General features: G+C 46.7%; 15 protein-coding genes. 7 read left to right on the top strand and 8 right to left on the bottom strand.

Annotated elements, in window-relative coordinates; all coding sequences use genetic code 11:
• Positions 1 to 491 precede the first annotated feature (491 nt).
• Positions 492 to 1,415, bottom strand: a complete 924-nt coding sequence (locus QUB44_RS03290; RefSeq protein ID WP_333363062.1) for a vitamin K epoxide reductase family protein — start codon at positions 1,413 to 1,415, stop codon at positions 492 to 494.
• Between the two features lie 156 nt (positions 1,416 to 1,571).
• Positions 1,572 to 2,459 carry a photosystem I biogenesis protein BtpA gene (btpA, locus tag QUB44_RS03285; RefSeq protein WP_138921119.1) on the bottom strand — a complete coding sequence of 296 codons (888 nt, stop codon included), beginning with the start codon at positions 2,457 to 2,459 and terminating at the stop codon, positions 1,572 to 1,574.
• Positions 2,460 to 3,254: 795 nt separating this feature from the next.
• On the opposite strand from btpA, the gene QUB44_RS03280 reads away from it, so the two are divergent.
• Positions 3,255 to 4,241, top strand: a complete 987-nt coding sequence (locus QUB44_RS03280) for a GDSL-type esterase/lipase family protein (protein WP_333363059.1) — start codon at positions 3,255 to 3,257, stop codon at positions 4,239 to 4,241.
• Between the two features lie 282 nt (positions 4,242 to 4,523).
• On the opposite strand, the gene QUB44_RS03275 is transcribed toward QUB44_RS03280, so the two are convergent.
• The gene (locus tag QUB44_RS03275) at positions 4,524 to 5,576 is read right to left on the bottom strand and encodes a Gfo/Idh/MocA family protein (protein ID WP_006635844.1); all 1,053 of its coding nucleotides are present in this window, start codon (positions 5,574 to 5,576) and stop codon (positions 4,524 to 4,526) included.
• A 508-nt stretch (positions 5,577 to 6,084) separates the two neighbouring features.
• Here QUB44_RS03275 and QUB44_RS03270 point away from each other — a divergent pair.
• The gene (locus QUB44_RS03270) at positions 6,085 to 6,732 is read left to right on the top strand and encodes a PEP-CTERM sorting domain-containing protein (RefSeq protein ID WP_333363055.1); all 648 of its coding nucleotides are present in this window, start codon (positions 6,085 to 6,087) and stop codon (positions 6,730 to 6,732) included.
• 36 nt (positions 6,733 to 6,768) lie between these two features.
• Here the strand turns inward: QUB44_RS03270 and QUB44_RS03265 are convergent, their stop codons facing one another.
• The 3 genes from QUB44_RS03265 to def all read right to left on the bottom strand — a co-directional run bounded on the left by QUB44_RS03265 (position 6,769) and on the right by def (position 9,044).
• The gene (locus QUB44_RS03265) at positions 6,769 to 8,106 is read right to left on the bottom strand and encodes a PrsW family glutamic-type intramembrane protease (RefSeq protein WP_333363053.1); all 1,338 of its coding nucleotides are present in this window, start codon (positions 8,104 to 8,106) and stop codon (positions 6,769 to 6,771) included.
• Positions 8,107 to 8,283: 177 nt separating this feature from the next.
• A complete protein-coding gene (locus tag QUB44_RS03260; protein ID WP_199292547.1) occupies positions 8,284 to 8,484 on the bottom strand; it encodes a hypothetical protein in 201 nt (66 codons plus the stop codon).
• Positions 8,484 to 9,044, bottom strand: a complete 561-nt coding sequence (gene def, locus QUB44_RS03255; protein ID WP_333363155.1) for a peptide deformylase — start codon at positions 9,042 to 9,044, stop codon at positions 8,484 to 8,486. The genes QUB44_RS03260 and def overlap by 1 nt, the downstream gene beginning before the upstream one ends.
• A gap of 101 nt (positions 9,045 to 9,145) precedes the next feature.
• Between def and QUB44_RS03250 the strand changes: the two genes are divergently transcribed.
• Positions 9,146 to 9,658, top strand: a complete 513-nt coding sequence (locus QUB44_RS03250; RefSeq protein WP_333363050.1) for a DUF1648 domain-containing protein — start codon at positions 9,146 to 9,148, stop codon at positions 9,656 to 9,658.
• Positions 9,659 to 9,896: 238 nt separating this feature from the next.
• Here QUB44_RS03250 and QUB44_RS03245 read toward each other — a convergent pair whose 3' ends face one another.
• The gene (locus QUB44_RS03245; RefSeq protein WP_333363047.1) at positions 9,897 to 10,352 is read right to left on the bottom strand and encodes an aspartyl protease; all 456 of its coding nucleotides are present in this window, start codon (positions 10,350 to 10,352) and stop codon (positions 9,897 to 9,899) included.
• Positions 10,353 to 10,471: 119 nt separating this feature from the next.
• Between QUB44_RS03245 and QUB44_RS03240 the strand changes: the two genes are divergently transcribed.
• Entirely contained in the window at positions 10,472 to 11,767 is a 1,296-nt protein-coding gene (locus QUB44_RS03240; protein WP_333363044.1) for a pentapeptide repeat-containing protein, read from the top strand.
• Between the two features lie 704 nt (positions 11,768 to 12,471).
• On the opposite strand, the gene QUB44_RS03235 is transcribed toward QUB44_RS03240, so the two are convergent.
• On the bottom strand, positions 12,472 to 13,095 hold the full coding sequence (locus tag QUB44_RS03235; RefSeq protein WP_333363041.1) for a TenA family protein: 624 nt from the start codon (positions 13,093 to 13,095) through the stop codon (positions 12,472 to 12,474).
• Between the two features lie 55 nt (positions 13,096 to 13,150).
• Here QUB44_RS03235 and QUB44_RS03230 point away from each other — a divergent pair, with 55 nt between their 5' ends.
• From QUB44_RS03230 to QUB44_RS03220, 3 genes are all read left to right on the top strand, one after another.
• The gene (locus QUB44_RS03230; RefSeq protein ID WP_333363038.1) at positions 13,151 to 13,345 is read left to right on the top strand and encodes a hypothetical protein; all 195 of its coding nucleotides are present in this window, start codon (positions 13,151 to 13,153) and stop codon (positions 13,343 to 13,345) included.
• A 35-nt stretch (positions 13,346 to 13,380) separates the two neighbouring features.
• Positions 13,381 to 14,343 (top strand): glycosyltransferase family 2 protein, encoded by a 963-nt coding sequence (locus QUB44_RS03225; RefSeq protein WP_333363036.1) that lies wholly within the window; start codon positions 13,381 to 13,383, stop codon positions 14,341 to 14,343.
• Between the two features lie 84 nt (positions 14,344 to 14,427).
• Positions 14,428 to 15,027 (top strand): glutathione S-transferase family protein, encoded by a 600-nt coding sequence (locus tag QUB44_RS03220; RefSeq protein ID WP_333363033.1) that lies wholly within the window; start codon positions 14,428 to 14,430, stop codon positions 15,025 to 15,027.
• Position 15,028 lies beyond the last annotated feature (1 nt).

Below are 15,028 nucleotides of genomic sequence, written 5' to 3'. Positions count from 1 at the left end.
GATTTTAGATTTTAGATTTTAGATTTTAGATTTTAGATTATCCAATTTTTTGGTTTTTTGGTGCGGGCGAGTCGATTTTAGATTTTAGATTATCCAATTTTTTGGTTTTTTGGTGCGGGCGAGTCGATTTTAGATTTTAGATTTTAGATTATCCAATTTTTTGGTTTTTCGGTGCGATCGGGCTGCAAAAGCAGAAACCGGGTTTCGCAACCAAAATATGTCATTTCAACAATCATTCTGGAAGCAGAAACCCGGTTTCTTGCATTTTTATGTAAAAGTTTTAGTAGTTATTCGCAGATCTAAATAGTAGAGGCCCACAACTTGTTTTATTTTTTTTCGTTCTCACTAACTTTTATTATTTTTTTATTGATTATAGATGCAAGATTTTAGATTGATTTCGCAGCACGAGCTAAGGATAAAATAAGTTAAAAACTAGGATATTTCCTGCCCATCAATCTAAAATCTGTCATCTATAATCTCCAACTTTCCTGTCAGTTTTGAAAGTTGCGGGGGCCGGTGTAACCCGATAAATCAGCGAGTTTATCCAAAGATTGTGTCCCCGCATAAAACTGACCATTAATCTCCCAAGTCGGGAAACCTTTAATATTAGCCGCAGCAGCTTGGCAAATCTCAGCGCGGGAATTTTGGCCTTTGGGATCGCATTCAAAATAATCAATTATTTTGGCTGCTTCTTTGCCGAACAGCATTTTTTGGTCGTGGCAGTGGGGACACCAGTAAGCGCCGTACTCTTTAGCGCCGATTTGTCGGAGGTGGCGGGCCAAAGAAATTTGGGCAGGACCGGAGGTTGTAGTGACGGCAGGGGGTACAAGTCCGGGGGTAGAGACAATAGGAGGAGGTGAGTTGACGCTGTTATAAAGTCCCAAGGCGCCGATCGAACTCACCATTGCCACCAAAATGCCTGTAAACACCAACTGTCCGATATCTTCCCACTCGCGCCCGACTAGCACCAGCACAAACAGCGACAGCGCAAATAAGGCGGAAGTGATGCAGTAAATGCACAGTTCCTGAATTTCAAAAGCCATCAAATACATCAAATAGCTGCTGAAAATTACCATCGCAGCGGTGATGATAAATAGCGCTTGCCAAGTTTTGTTTTCTAGTTGAGAGTGCAGTCCTTTATTGGTGGCGGGATTGACGGCTTTGGGGGCCAATGCCAGGACTGCTATGCTCAGGTAAGCCAGACAGCCTAACAAACTTAAAGGCACTGTGCCAAAGACTGTAGCGTAGGGGCTGTTGAGAACTTTGTCGCAGCCGCTGGTGGGACAAATGACCGAGCCAGTCGTGAATTTAGCGATCGTGAGATAGGCCGTTTCTACGACGCCTATGGCTGCGATCGCTGCCATCACAGTCCGAGACCAGCGATGAATCCAAGGGGTTGAACGTCGGCGAATCATTTTTTGATTTGGTAATTTGGGAATTGGGAATTGGGAATTGTTGACTGTTGACTGTTGACTGTTGACTGTTGACTGTTAATTGTTAACTAATGACTGATGACTGATAACTGATGACTACTGACTACTGCCAACAGTCAACAGTCAACAATTCCTATTTTACGTTTTACTTGTGACTTTGCCCGGTTCCGGTGTTGGCCCTCTTGAGCCATTAGCATCTCTATTTTCCTGTTCGCGCTCTTTCTGTGACAAGCTGCGGCGGGCGGCTTCTACAAACTGACTGACACGGATCGGATCTATAGGCTGCTCGATGCGGCCGTTTCGTTTCAGGGAACTCGATACGATTACGCCGTCAGCGGCCTGCATGAGGGTGGAAATGTTTTCCCACGAGGCGCCGCTGCCGATGAAAACTGGAATTCCCGCCGCTGCTGCACTCGCGAGTTCTAAGTCTTCGAGATTGGGAGGGCTACCAGTTGTCCAGCCGGAAAGGATTACGGCGTCGGCTAAAGCTCGCCCGATCGTCTCTTGGACGGCTGTGGTCAAATTAGGGCTGCCTAGGGGGCGCCCGTGCTTGACTAACACGTCTGCTAATATTTTGACATCGCTGCCCAATTCCCGGCGGTAGCGCAGTAGCTGGTGAGCTTGGCCTTCAATTAAGCCTTGGTCTGTAGCCATGATGCCGTTGAGGACGTTGACGCGGATGAATTGAGCTCCTGTGCAGGAGGCGATGGCGATCGCGCTGTGGGCGTCGTTTCGCAGCACGTTAACGCCGATCGGCAGCGTCACGAGATTTGTTAGCCTCTCAACTACCAGAGTCATGGCACTTACCACCGCCGGATCTACGCTGTCTTTAGCAAAAGGAGCGTCGAAAAAGTTCTCGACAATGATACCGTTTGCGCCACCAGAAGCCAGCGCTGTAGCCTCTTGCTCGGCTCTTCCGATAATAGCTTTGAGGTTCCCGCCCCAGCGGGGAGAAGTTGGCAAAGGCTGTAAATGTACCACACCGATTATGGGATTCGGCGTTTTGAATATTTGTTTTAAGTCCACGGATTTTCCTGAAACCACCAAGTTCACCAAAAAACGAGCGGGAAGCCCCTGACTTTACGCATGGGGATGAAGGCGGCTGCGACGACCGTCGCCTTAAATCCCCTTTCGGGGTTGGAGAGGTCGGGTGGCCTCTCCGGTGAGGCATGGTTGCCTCAATCTCCCTTTCGGGGTAATGTTCGCTTCGAGAATGTTTAGTGAGCTTGTTAGGCTGAAAGCACTGGTTTGACCCCATTAAGCCTGTTTAACTCTCAGCGATAGAGCGGAAAACTAGCGTCGCATTTTCCGGTATCGTGACTCAAAAAACGTAGGTCTGATCCTGTCTCTGGTAAGGTTTGGGCTTTCGGTTCAATCTCGCTCATAGAGCCGGACTGTCTTGAAAGCCCCCGCTTTTAAGCGTGGGGTTCCTTACTGACGGCTGACGGCGGATTTTGACGGTATATTCTAGAATTCTATATCCACGGGGGCGATTCAGTTGACTTAATCGGGTCGCCCAGTTGCTCAAACCCCGCAGCCATAACAGTTTAGATTTTAGATTTTAGATTTTACATAGGCGACCCGCTCACCTCACTTAAAGACGGATACTTGCTTCTAGGCAGGAGTCCTGGAAAGCAAAAAAGTTTATATTTTAGCGATATCTCCCAGATTCATCTGTGGAGTCAATGCTTTAATCTTTAATCTTTAATCTTTAATCTTTAATCTGCTGACTACAATCGGGGCTGAAAGCTTGACTGCAGTTGCATTCTTTTTTATACCTTGGTGTCGGCAGGGTTTATCCTTCTCTATCGAGGTTGACTGGTGGAAGTTGTTCTCATAATTTTGGCTGTCACCGCAGGATTGGGGGCGGCAATCGAAGTGCTGCTGCGGGTGCTGCTGGGTTTTGGTAATCCTTTGATTTACATTGCCGATGCCGAGTGCGGCTATTTGTTGGCGCCGAACCAGAAGGTGCGCCGCTTGGGCAACCGGATTGAGATTAACGAGTATTCGATGCGTAGCGGAGCGATCGCCCCGATCGCCCCTCCAGAAACTCTGCGCGTCTTGCTGTTGGGAGATTCTGTCGCCAACGGAGGTTGGTGGACACATCAGACAGATACGATCTCGGAAATTATGGCTCGGAATTTGAGACTGCTAGTACAGAATCTGGCGAGCGGTGCACAATTAGGTTCACAAGTCAACTATTTAAATTTTGAAGTTCTAAACGCCTCAGCGAATTCTTGGGGGCCGAGGAATCAACTTGCTTACGCCAAGCGGTTCGGTGTTTTTGGGGCAAAGGTTTTGGTTTTGCTGCTCAATACGGACGATTTGTTTGCATCGGCTCCTTGTGATCTGGTTGTGGGGCGCGATCGATCTTACCCGGATCACAAACCCCGATCGGCGACACTAGAGTTATTGAGCCGCTATCTGCTACCTGCAGTGCCGACTCCCCAATTGGCAGCACCCGGAGCCACCAGCGGCGATGTAGTAGGCTGCAACTTAGAGGCTATTCGCCAAATCCAGAAAATAGCTGTATCCGCCAACATCGAGTTTTTGCTAGCCGTCACGCCCAAGCGGGGCGAACTCGGCGGCCCGGGCCCTCGCGACTGGGAAGTCAATGCTAGAGCGCGTCTCGCCGAACTCGTAGAAACAGAGAAAATTACTTACATAGATTTTCTTCCCATTTTCAATTGTGCGGCCGAATTTCCAACTCTGTATCGAGACAGCATTCACCTCAGTCCTCAAGGAAATCAGCTAGTTAGCAAAACCATCAGTCGTCAAATAGCCGCTCTTTTTTGGCATAAATCGTGACTTCACCTAAAGACGGATACTTGCCCACGACTCCTGTTGTCGAGAGCAAAAAAGTTAAAACCTTAGTTCAAGCCCCCAGATTCATCTGCAGAGTCAATCTAAAGTCTAAAATCGTTCGACTGAGCGCAACTCGACGCACGCGCTCACCGAACTTCTCACGCCGAATTGTCCAATTTCAAATCGGCTGACATCGAATCCGGTTGCATGGGAACAGTTACCCTCTTCAACGAACAACAAACCCAAACTGTAAAAGCACCCGGAAACGACACGATTTGTCTCGATTTAGCTAACTTGCAAAGTAGACTCTAGCTCTTTCGGATACCAAGCTTGACCGTCGAGAGCCATTTGCTCAATCAAACTCGCAAGCCGCAGAGCTTTGAGAGCTTGTTCTCCTCCCACAGAAGGCTGATTTCCACCCCGCACGCAATTAATAAAATGCTCCAATTCTGCGTGGAGCGGTTCAATATTGCTAGTGTAAACTTTCTCGATCAACCCATCTTGACGGTAAAGCACCTGACCGTAATCGGTCACATAATTGGCGGTTGTTTGCCGGTGAATCAAGATTTCGTTGTTGAGAAAATCTGCCTCTGTCAGAGAATTCTTGCAGTGAGCCACGATTGAACGGAGTTTGCGGTGCGTCACCTTACTGGCAGTCAGGGTGGCGACAATGCCGTTAGCAAAGTTCAACGTCGCTGTCACGTAGTCTAAATAACCTGAATCTGAGGCCCTGCTGCCGCTGGCGGTCAGCTTCACCACTTGGGAATCTGCCAATTCCAAAAGCAAGTCGATGTCGTGGATCATTAAATCCAAAACTACCGATACGTCGTTAGCCCGCTGGGAATAGGGACTCATCCGGTGAGCTTCCAATGCCAGTAACTCTTCAGTTTTCAGCACTTTGCCGAGTTCCTGAAAAGCTGGATTGAAGCGCTCGATGTGACCCACTTGTAAAATCCGGTGGGCCTCAGCAGCCGCGTTGACCAAAGATTCGGCTTCGGCAATGCTAGCCGCGATCGGCTTTTCAATTAAAACGTGAACACCCGCTTGGAGACAAGACATCCCCACAGGGTGATGCAGGCGAGTTGGAACGGCGACGCAAACTGCATCTACGTGGGCGAGCAAATCTCGGTAGTCTTCAAAGAAGCGAACCCGGTATTTGCTTGCTACATCTATTCCCCGCTCTACATTTATGTCTGCAACACCCACGAGTTCGATATCTTTTAGCAAGCTCAGAACTCGCGTGTGGTGCTGGCCCATATTGCCAACCCCAATCACCCCAATGCGGAGGGGTTCGGGTTGACTTCGCTGGGCGAAAACGTTTGCGTATCCCAATGACATCCTATCTAGCACTCCTGGATTCTCCTCCACCACCACAGGAATCAAGCCCCTTGGCTTCCCTCAGCTACTCACAGCCATCCAGATAGTACCACAGTCAAACTATTTGTGAAGAATTTCTAAGTTCAGTTGCGATTATCGCATCCGGCTATTAAGCATTAGCTACTCATACACAAGGGCAGAATACTGGGGTAAGATGTCTGGAAACTGCGTATTGACAAAACCTCTTAAGTGTGTATAAGCATCGGGACGATCGTCCGCAGCATCACCACAACACAAACCGGTCGGAATATTTGGCGATAACGATCAAACATTTTTCTGGTTTCTGTTCACAAGTAATAGTGAAAGTCATAAATTATACAAATACAACAGATGACACATCCGTATTAGTTCGGTTATTTACATTCGGCAATCTTTGACTTCAAAAAAATTTACTTTAAGAATGCGGATAATTACGGGCGATCGCTCACTCAAATAAACTAGACTTACGTAAAGCTTAATATAAAAAACAATGAGTCAAAAACTAAGGCCCAGATTAGGAAGTGCGATCGCTAGCACAATTTTAAGTTATGCAGCAGTGTCATTCGTAGGAGTAGACAAAGCACAAGCCGCCGTACTCACCTACAATTTCCAAGTGGAAAATAGTTCACATAGCGGGTTTTTTAAGTTGAATAACTCCTCGCTTACAGGAATAGGATTTGAAGAAATTGCCGTTTCCGAGGGAAGATTGGAACGATGGGAAAAATATTACAATTTGGCAGGGACTACAGCTTCTTTTGAGCAAGGAGTTTTTCGCGGACTGTATGCAAGTGGCTACTACAGTGTGATGAATGAATATATCAGTCCTCCAGACGAACCAGGAGGGGCTTTTTACTGGGTGCATGAGAGCTACGAATCTTGGTCTATGGGATTGAGATATTTCTCGTGGAGTCACGAGACTGTGCACAAACAGATGAACTATCAATCATATATAGACGATGGATTGCTCATCGTCGATAGCTATATTCCATACTCTAGAGGGTGGGGGTCCTCTGATGTTTCATACACCCTAGTGAATACCGAACCAGAACCAGTTCCGGAACCTCTCACTGCTGGGGGTACAGCTTTAGCATTGGCAGGTTTAAGCTGGTTAAAACACAAGAAAAAAATGGCAGCTTGAGGTGCTCTGGCACATCAACAATTAAGCAGTCAGAAGTCACTTTTCAGAAAATATTCGAGTTGCAAAATTTTGCTCTCGATTCGGAGACAGAGCTCTGGCTTTCAAAATCGCGGCTACCAAAAACGCATAGGACAAAACTCCCACCAACGCCAACAAAAGTACGCTGGCGGCTCCTGACGCATTCCACAAAGCGTGAAGTGCGGAAGCGCTGAAATAACCTACGCCCAAAATTTGCCAGCGCTTCCTGGGTTTGAGGGCGCTCAAACCGATAAAATATCCCAAATAGCCGCTGTAAGCCATGTGTCCGGCGGCGGAACCCAAAATGCGGGGAATTAGCAACTGCAATCCTACTAATTGTCCGGCGTCGGGCCCTGCTTGCAGGGTGACATTTTGGATGACATTGGGAACGTACTGTCCCAGAGTTTCTAACAGTGTAAAGCCGACTGCCGAGGCACTTCCTAACAGAATGCCGTCTAAAGGTTCCCAAACACCGATGCGATCGCGCCACGGATTTTTTAGCCAATTTCCCAGCAACATCGCTCCCAAAACGGGCAGGGCTTTCAGCAATTCTTCCATCAGACCCGCCCCGAAAAACATTCTGGTCAAAAAAGGCAAAAAACTGATTGTTTCGCCTTCGATTGGCAGGCGACCGGGCAAAATTTCTCTAAATACGAATATAAATCCAATTAATAAGGGGCTGCTCAGAATCAGGACTGTAGCTAAAGCCGAACCAAGCAATACCCACCAAGGCTTGTGTTTGCCGCATAGTTGATAGATAAAGTAGTAAGCCGCACCGGCGAGGTAAGCTGACAGCAGCAAGTTGAATGCTGCGGAATTTCCAACGGCGACAAACATCGACACGACAACAATAACTGTGGCGATACCTGGATATAAGTAAGCTTTTTGGCTTAATTGTTTGCCAGTGGAGGCGATCGGGAATAATTGAGTTAAAGTGAGAGCGTCTTTTTCGCTACCAGCAAAATTGCCCGTTTGTAGTGCTCTTAATCCGGGTTGATTTTGGTAAGGGGTTACGGGAGATTCAAATATAAATTCAGGGCCGTCAAGGCCAAGACTGATGCGATCGCCTGTTTCTAAAGTTTGGCAGCGAGAGAGCTTTTTTCCGTTGATATAAGTTCCGTTAGCGCTGTTGAGGTCGCAAATTTCCCATCTCCTCAAAGTACCCTGAGTCAGGGGACGGACTGCGGCGTGGCGACGGGAAACCATGCCGTGGGCGATCGACTCTAAAGTTATTTGACAATTGCGATCGCGTCCGATGACCAATTCCCCATCTTCAGAAAGTTGGTACTTGGATGCTGGCGTTCCCAGAGCGTCTTTGGCTGGCACTTGTCGCAGAAATCCGATTTCATTAGTCATGAGTTATGAGTCATTAGTCATTAGTCATTAGTCATTGGTCATGAGCTCGCGAGCTGTTAGCTGATGTTATTTTTGAGCAATCTTTATTCCACAGTTATTGGTTGTTAGCTGCTGACTAATTACTAATTACTAATTACTCATAACTGCTGACTAATGACTAATGACTAATAACTCTGCTTATAGATTTGCCCTGGCATCCTGAACGGCTGCATAGAAAAATATGCCAGTTAGCGGTACGCTCAGGGCGAGGATGATGCCCGTGACTAAATTGCCAAGTTGAGCTTCTCCCGATGACAGCTCAAAGATGGAGCCGACTGCCGCGATCGCAGTGATGCACGAAAGAGCTAATAGTAAACCACTTTTCGGAGTTCCTGCCATCATACTGATTTTACTGCCTTTGGCGAAAATTTCTGCTTGACTAATGCTTCATTCAGTGCGAGCTTGTTTTCTACTCTGTCTACAAACAGCACTCCGTTGAGGTGATCCATTTCGTGCTGAATTGCCCTCGACAGTAACTCTGTTGCTATCAGGGTTTGTGGGCGGCCGTATTCGTCGCGGTAGGAGACTTCAATGACTTCTGGGCGTTTGACTTCTAAATAAACTCCCGGAATGCTCAAACACCCTTCTTGCAAGATGCAGATATCGCTGCTGCTACTTTTGATGGTGGGGTTGATCAAAACCATTGGGGGTGTGGCAGGGTTTTCCGGATCGCAGTCGAGGACGATTACTTGTTTGTTGACTCCGACTTGGGGGGCTGCCAAACCAATGCCATCCGCACTGTACATGGTTTGCAGCATTTCTCGGACTAGCTGCCGAATTTCTGCATCGACGCTTTTGACGCGCTTCGCTGGCTGCCGCAGGACGCGATCGCCTAATGTGTGTATTGTTAGGGGCGGTTTTTCTAACTTTTTCTTTTCAATCAAAACCTGAGCCGTCATAAAACCTCGCGGGATGTTTGGAAACCCCCAACGAAAGCTGTTGGGGAATGGAATTGGAACCAATACTATTATTTCCAATATTAATCTAATTTTAAGTAGCCATGACTGGAAACACACCAAACCAACGGCCGGTTATTTCTCTGGGACTTTCGCCTGTTGTAGTGGCGGTAGAGCTTTTAGCTGCGATCGCGCTTTTGCTGGCTGTTTTGCTCATCGTCAAGTTTTGGGCGGTTTTGCCCGATCGAATTCCGATTCATTTCGGCTTGGGGGGGCTGGCTGATGCTTGGGGCGACAAGGTGACGATTTGGATCGTGCCGGCGGTGGCTGCCATTATTTTTGCGGTTTTAACTGCGGTTTCGCGCTATCCCCACACTTTTAATTATCCGGTACGGATTACTTCTGAGAACGCTCATCGGCAATATCTGTTGGCGCGAGGCCTTTTGGCTGGGCTGAAGGCGGAGATTTGCTGGCTGTTGGCGTTTCTGGTGCGGCAGCAAATTCTTGTCGCTTTGGGCAATGCTCAAAGGTTTAGCGTGGAGTTACTTTTAGGGTTAGTTCTTTTGATTTTTGGGACGGTTAGCGTGTATTTGCTCAAGGCTTATTCGGCTCGCTAGATGTAAGGCAAAACTCTTACATATACCTAAAAACTTGGTTTTTGGGTTGACTTTTAACCACAGTTAATAATATCTAACCTATAAAAAATAAAGAAAGTTACTTTGTAACGAGGAATGAAATACTAAAAATTTTATTAGGAGTTTAGTCCTCACTACAAACATTTTTGAGGGCGGGTAATTGACTGGACATGATAGGAATCACAGGCGAGAGGTTTGTGCTACGGTAAACGCCGATTGACTAACCCATCAGATATGTTTGCTGATTGTTCATCGGCAATACTCGCAACCGTCGATTTTTCAAATCTGGTTCTAAGCCTAGTTCTTCCATTGGAATCACGCCCAACAAAACAGCAGAAACGCCTTCGGGCAATTCTAAACAATCAAATCTGCCTTCTCTCCCCTCTACAATAATTTGAGCGCCTGCAAAAATTCGACCTTTTTTGATGCCAGCCGATGTTTCTACATCTCTTTCTCCTACTTGTTTTAAGCCTAACTGGCTAATAATGGGAGCTGGCAAGGAAAGCAGAGTTGCTCCGGTATCGACAACAACGCTATCGAGGGTAACAGAGCGAACTTCCTCAGCAGCAATGAATCTCCGTTCGGCCATAACTAGATCGATGAAATTTGTGACGGTGATTGTAGTGATTACTTGACCCATTTGTTTCTCTTGCAGATTGGGGAGTACCAGGGCCATAGTATGTTACCTGTTTGAGTGTAATTAGTGGAGATTTATATTGTAATATTATCTAGAATCCTGCTTGGTTAGTTAAAATCGTTTTATTGACCAGCCACAGTTAGAATTTGCCTCAACGCATGACACCCGAACCAAACTCTTCTCAACCCAATCGCCCTGAATCTAATGTGACTGTAGAAAGTCTGAACGGTGCGAACCCTAATGTGCCACCAGACTCAGGGACAATCGTCGCTAGTCCTGAACCAGAAAAACCGCTGCCGCCCCCGCCTCCAACTCGCAAGGTTTTATTGCAGCTGCAGCCGGAACAAACGACTACTGAGAAGTCGGGGGCCGTGCTGACGCTGGGGTTGATCGCTGCGATGATTTTTGGGCTGGCCAATGACAACATTTGGCTGGGCTTAATTGGCGCCGTGGGTGCAATCAGCATATCGCTGCGGCTGATGTGGCCGAGTTGGGGCAAAATTTGGGCGCAGGTAATTCCGCCGACTTGGCGCACTCTGATCGTCGCCTGCTTCGGGCTTTTAGCTGGGATTGTTGGCTTGCTAATGCTCAGCGGTAGTAATACTGAACCGGGAAGCCGCAACATCCAAATCAACTGGGACGCCATCGGCGCTCTCGGCGAGTTGATCGGCGCTTTGGGCCAAATTTTGATCGCGATTTTGGGCGTTTACGTGGCTTGGCGGCAGTACGTGATCTCGAAAGATTTGACGATTCAGCAAAACAGAATTACGCAGCAGCAAACGATCGATGCTTATTTTCAAGGGGTTTCCGACTTAGCCCTTGACGAACAAGGGTTTTTGGAAGACTGGCCGCAGGAAAGGGCGATCGCAGAAGGCCGCACCGCTGCGATTATGAGCAGTGTAGATGCTGAAGGTAAAGCTAAAATTCTGCGGTTTTTGTCGCAGTCTAGATTGGTTACTCCTCTGAAGCGCGATCGGCTTTTAGGCCGCCCCATCCTTGACGGCGACGGCGGCTACGCTGAAGACAGAGATCACGGTATCCGCGTTATCGATCTCAATGTCATGTTAGCGGGTGCTGACCTGGCTGGAACCGATTTGCGGTGGACGGATTTGAGCGAAGCCAACCTCGTCCGCGCCAATCTCAGCAAGTGTGATTTAGTGAAAGCCAACCTCTCGCGCGCTGTCTTGTACGACGCCAATCTCGCTCGCGCCGACATGAGAGCCGCCGCATTATTCTACGGCTCGGCACAAACTGCATCCCCCCGCAGCCGTACCGAATTTCCCAACTATCAAACGGGCGAACATACCGGCGCTGTGGTTGAACGCGCTGATTTCACCGCTGTCAAGCGGCTGTCGGATGAGCAGCGCTATTACTGCTGCGCTTGGTGCGGCTCGAAGTCGAGAGAGACTATTCCCGGCGGCTGCGAAGGGATTCCCAATAAACTCGGACGTTAAAATTAGCAGTACGGCTGTACTTACGTATATATTTGGCGATCGCTCGGCAGCGGACTATACTTTAATTTTAAATCTACAGTCTTTCGCTGTTTTAGCAATGACAAATACTGATTTAGGGTTAGAAGTAATTCCGCGCCTGGAGCGATCCAAAAGCCGGGAATGGTTAATTTTTGTCGCTGCTATATGCTTCCTGATGGGACGGTAAATGGCACATATAAATCGCTAATTTAGGCTACAGCTATGCAGATGATGGGCATCAGCATTCTGTGGCTTTTTATCTGTTTCCTTTGGTGATGTGCGGCTTCACGACTCTTAGAATGCAAGTGGGAGTAGCAGGGCTAATAATTAATAGTTGGGCATTTTGGGGAGCATTTCGGGTGGTTGCAAGCTTTTAGTAAAGTTGCCATGATTTAGCGCGGTGGCTATTTATTGGATATGTGAAAAAGGTTGAGCATTACAGTCGGCTATTTCGGTTTTTGTTCTTTAGCGTTACTGATTAACTCCGGTGCTCTGCCACTGGTTGAGCCCTACGCTTACGGCATTGTCTCGCTTTTGATGGGACTCGGTTTAGTGTTGAGTAGTTAGCCTTGTTGGGAATATGCTGTTATGAAAGTATTGGCTACATTCCTGCTGTACATAACTGTTAAATTTACTGCGTGTAGGTAGCTTAAGATAGTTATCCATATCTTTTGCACAAACTTAATTTACTCTATTTCCCAAGCTGCCTGAAAAAAGTCTCTTTCGCATAGCATAGCGTAGCGATAGGTTGCTTCAACTTCTGGCCCAGCCTCTGTGTAGCGATCGACCAAACTTTCCAGCCGTTTTGCTAAAATCTCAAAATCCGGGCTGCTATAGGTGGAAATCCAGTCGCTAAAGGCGTGTTCCGGTATATTAGGTTTAGCTAGCTGCTGTCCCAAAAAAGCATACAACTGCAAGCAAGGAGTCATGGCGGCTGCTGTCAAACCTACACCACTCCCCCAGGCTGTCGCTAATAAAAAATCTGTGTAGCGGCGGGTAGCGATTCCCGGTTTTGCCTCTTGCAAGTTTACACCCCATTTGGCTGCATATCCTTGATGCAAACGAAGTTCTTCTAAAACGCCGCTAGCGAGATTGTGGAGGATTTCAAACCCCTCCCAATCGGGTGCTTTTGCCGCAGCGATACTGTAAGCGCGAGCGAAGGCTCCCAGAAAAAATGCGTCTTGTGCAACGTAATATGCAAAACTATTTTGGGGTAGGCTGCCGTCAGCAATGCCTCTGACAAAGGGATGTTGCAGACAAGCTTCGCTTAAGTCTTGATTTGCTTGCCAAAGATAATTAGAATTTGTCATGCAATTTTGAATCGATGGGTTATGATTGTAATTTTTATAGTCTGACTAAGCATCTATGATAACAGATGTTTTAGATTGGCGTGTGTCATTCTTATGGTATCTTTTATTTTTCGTATTTAAGAAAATAGATAAGTTTTGGTATGCGGTTATTTTGTGGGCTGCTGTTGTCTGGCTCAAAGAGCGAAATTACGTGCCGAACCTCTCTCGTGAAGCAGCTAGGGGGTTTGGGGAAAAAGAAAATTTTGATTAAACGGTTGAAAAACCGATTTTTAAACAGAAACTGCAATGAACGATACACCTAAGTATTCCTTTGTAATTCCTATCTATAACGAAGAAGAAAATCTCGCTGAATTGTATCGGCGAATTAGTGCCGTGATGGATCGAATGGACGGCCCAGTAGAATTAATTTTAATCAATGATGGCAGTCGCGATCGCTCTCTAGAACTTTTGCGAGAATTGCACGAAAAAGACTCGCGAATTTGTTACCTCAGTTTGGCCCGCAATTTCGGTCATCAAATAGCTGTAACTGCTGGTTTAAACTTTTCTAGCGGTCAAGTTGTAGTCATCATGGACGGCGATTTGCAAGACCCACCAGAGCTAATTATAGATATGGTAGAACAGTGGCGGCAGGGCTATCAAGTTGTTTATGCTCAACGCACTCAACGCCGTCAAGAAGGTTGGTTTAAGCGGTTGCCTGCTTATATGTATTATCGCATTTTGCGCCATCTTGCTGATGTTGATATTCCGATAGATACCGGAGATTTTTGTTTGATGGATAGGTGCGTGGTAGATGTACTCAACGCCATGCCAGAACGCAATCGTTACATTCGGGGACTGCGGGCTTGGATTGGTTTTAAACAAACGGCGGTTAAGTTTGAACGTGATCCGCGTTTTGCAGGCGAGGTTAAGTATACCTTCAGAAAATCTTTAAGTTTGGCGATGAATGGTTTAGTCTCTTTTTCAAAAGTTCCCCTCCGACTTTCGATTTATATGGGGTTATTTGCTGCATTTATATCTGTGTTAATGGCTTTTTTGATTTTGTATTGGCGGCTTTTTTATCCAAGTTCTGCCTTAACTGGTTTGACAATTGTGATGATGGCGGTTTTCTTTTTGGGTGCGGTGCAGTTGGTGAGTATTGGGATTTTGGGCCAGTATATAGGGCGTATTTACGAGGAGGTGAAGGGTCGCCCGCTTTATACGCTGGCAGAAGTTGCTGGTTTTGGCGATCGACACCGATCGCCAAAATAATTTTAGCAAACAACGGTTAACTCATCGTGTCTAAATTATCTAATTTATGAGATAATTTAAGATCGTAAAATCTTCTCAAGACTCATGTTTAAACTTTACGAGTATTCGCCCTCGGGCAATTGCTATAAAGTTCGCTTGCTCTTAACTCAACTTAATATCCCCTTTGATCGCACAGAGATTAATATTCTCCAAGGAAAAAGCCGCACACCTGAATTTTTGGTCAAAAATCCCAATGGCCGCATTCCGGTGTTAGAAATCGCACCGGGTAAATTTCTGTTTGAATCGAATGCGATTATGTTTTATTTGAGCGAAAAAACTGAGTTTTTCCCCACGGATAAATTTGAACGGGCTCAAGTCATGCAGTGGTTGTTTTTTGAACAGTACAGCCACGAACCTTTTATTGCTACTTCTCGTTTTTGGTATTTGACAGGGAAAGCACAAGAATATCAGGAAGCACTCCAACAAAAACAAGCACCAGGTTATGCTGCTTTGGGGGTGATGGAACAGCATTTAGCAGAAAATGAGTTTTTTGCGGGCGATCGCTATACAATTGCTGACATCGGTTTATTTGCTTACACTCACGTTGCTGACGAAGGCGGATTTGATTTAACGAGATTTCCAGCAATTCAAACTTGGATCGATCGCGTAAAAAGTCAACCTCGATATATAAAAATTACACAATGAA

It is taken from the genome of Microcoleus sp. AT3-D2, assembly GCF_036705715.1.
In the GTDB taxonomy this organism is placed as follows: Bacteria; Cyanobacteriota; Cyanobacteriia; order Cyanobacteriales; family Microcoleaceae; genus Microcoleus.
Note: the sequence above shows the minus strand (reverse complement) of the source record. Positions and strands in the feature narration are given on the sequence as shown.

Excerpts from the sequence above, each read along its gene's own strand:
- QUB44_RS03260 (WP_199292547.1), bottom strand. The coding sequence starts at position 8,484 with ATGGCAGGAACTCCGAAAAGTGGTTTACTATTAGCTCTTTCGTGCATC.
- QUB44_RS03225 (WP_333363036.1), top strand. The coding sequence starts at position 13,381 with ATGAACGATACACCTAAGTATTCCTTTGTAATTCCTATCTATAACGAA.
- QUB44_RS03235 (WP_333363041.1), bottom strand. The coding sequence starts at position 13,095 with ATGACAAATTCTAATTATCTTTGGCAAGCAAATCAAGACTTAAGCGAA.
- QUB44_RS03265 (WP_333363053.1), bottom strand. The coding sequence starts at position 8,106 with ATGACTAATGAAATCGGATTTCTGCGACAAGTGCCAGCCAAAGACGCT.
- QUB44_RS03275 (WP_006635844.1), bottom strand. The coding sequence starts at position 5,576 with ATGTCATTGGGATACGCAAACGTTTTCGCCCAGCGAAGTCAACCCGAA.
- QUB44_RS03220 (WP_333363033.1), top strand. The coding sequence starts at position 14,428 with ATGTTTAAACTTTACGAGTATTCGCCCTCGGGCAATTGCTATAAAGTT.
- QUB44_RS03270 (WP_333363055.1), top strand. The coding sequence starts at position 6,085 with ATGAGTCAAAAACTAAGGCCCAGATTAGGAAGTGCGATCGCTAGCACA.
- def (WP_333363155.1), bottom strand. The coding sequence starts at position 9,044 with ATGACGGCTCAGGTTTTGATTGAAAAGAAAAAGTTAGAAAAACCGCCC.
- QUB44_RS03250 (WP_333363050.1), top strand. The coding sequence starts at position 9,146 with ATGACTGGAAACACACCAAACCAACGGCCGGTTATTTCTCTGGGACTT.
- QUB44_RS03240 (WP_333363044.1), top strand. The coding sequence starts at position 10,472 with ATGACACCCGAACCAAACTCTTCTCAACCCAATCGCCCTGAATCTAAT.
- QUB44_RS03290 (WP_333363062.1), bottom strand. The coding sequence starts at position 1,415 with ATGATTCGCCGACGTTCAACCCCTTGGATTCATCGCTGGTCTCGGACT.
- QUB44_RS03230 (WP_333363038.1), top strand. The coding sequence starts at position 13,151 with ATGATAACAGATGTTTTAGATTGGCGTGTGTCATTCTTATGGTATCTT.
- QUB44_RS03245 (WP_333363047.1), bottom strand. The coding sequence starts at position 10,352 with ATGGCCCTGGTACTCCCCAATCTGCAAGAGAAACAAATGGGTCAAGTA.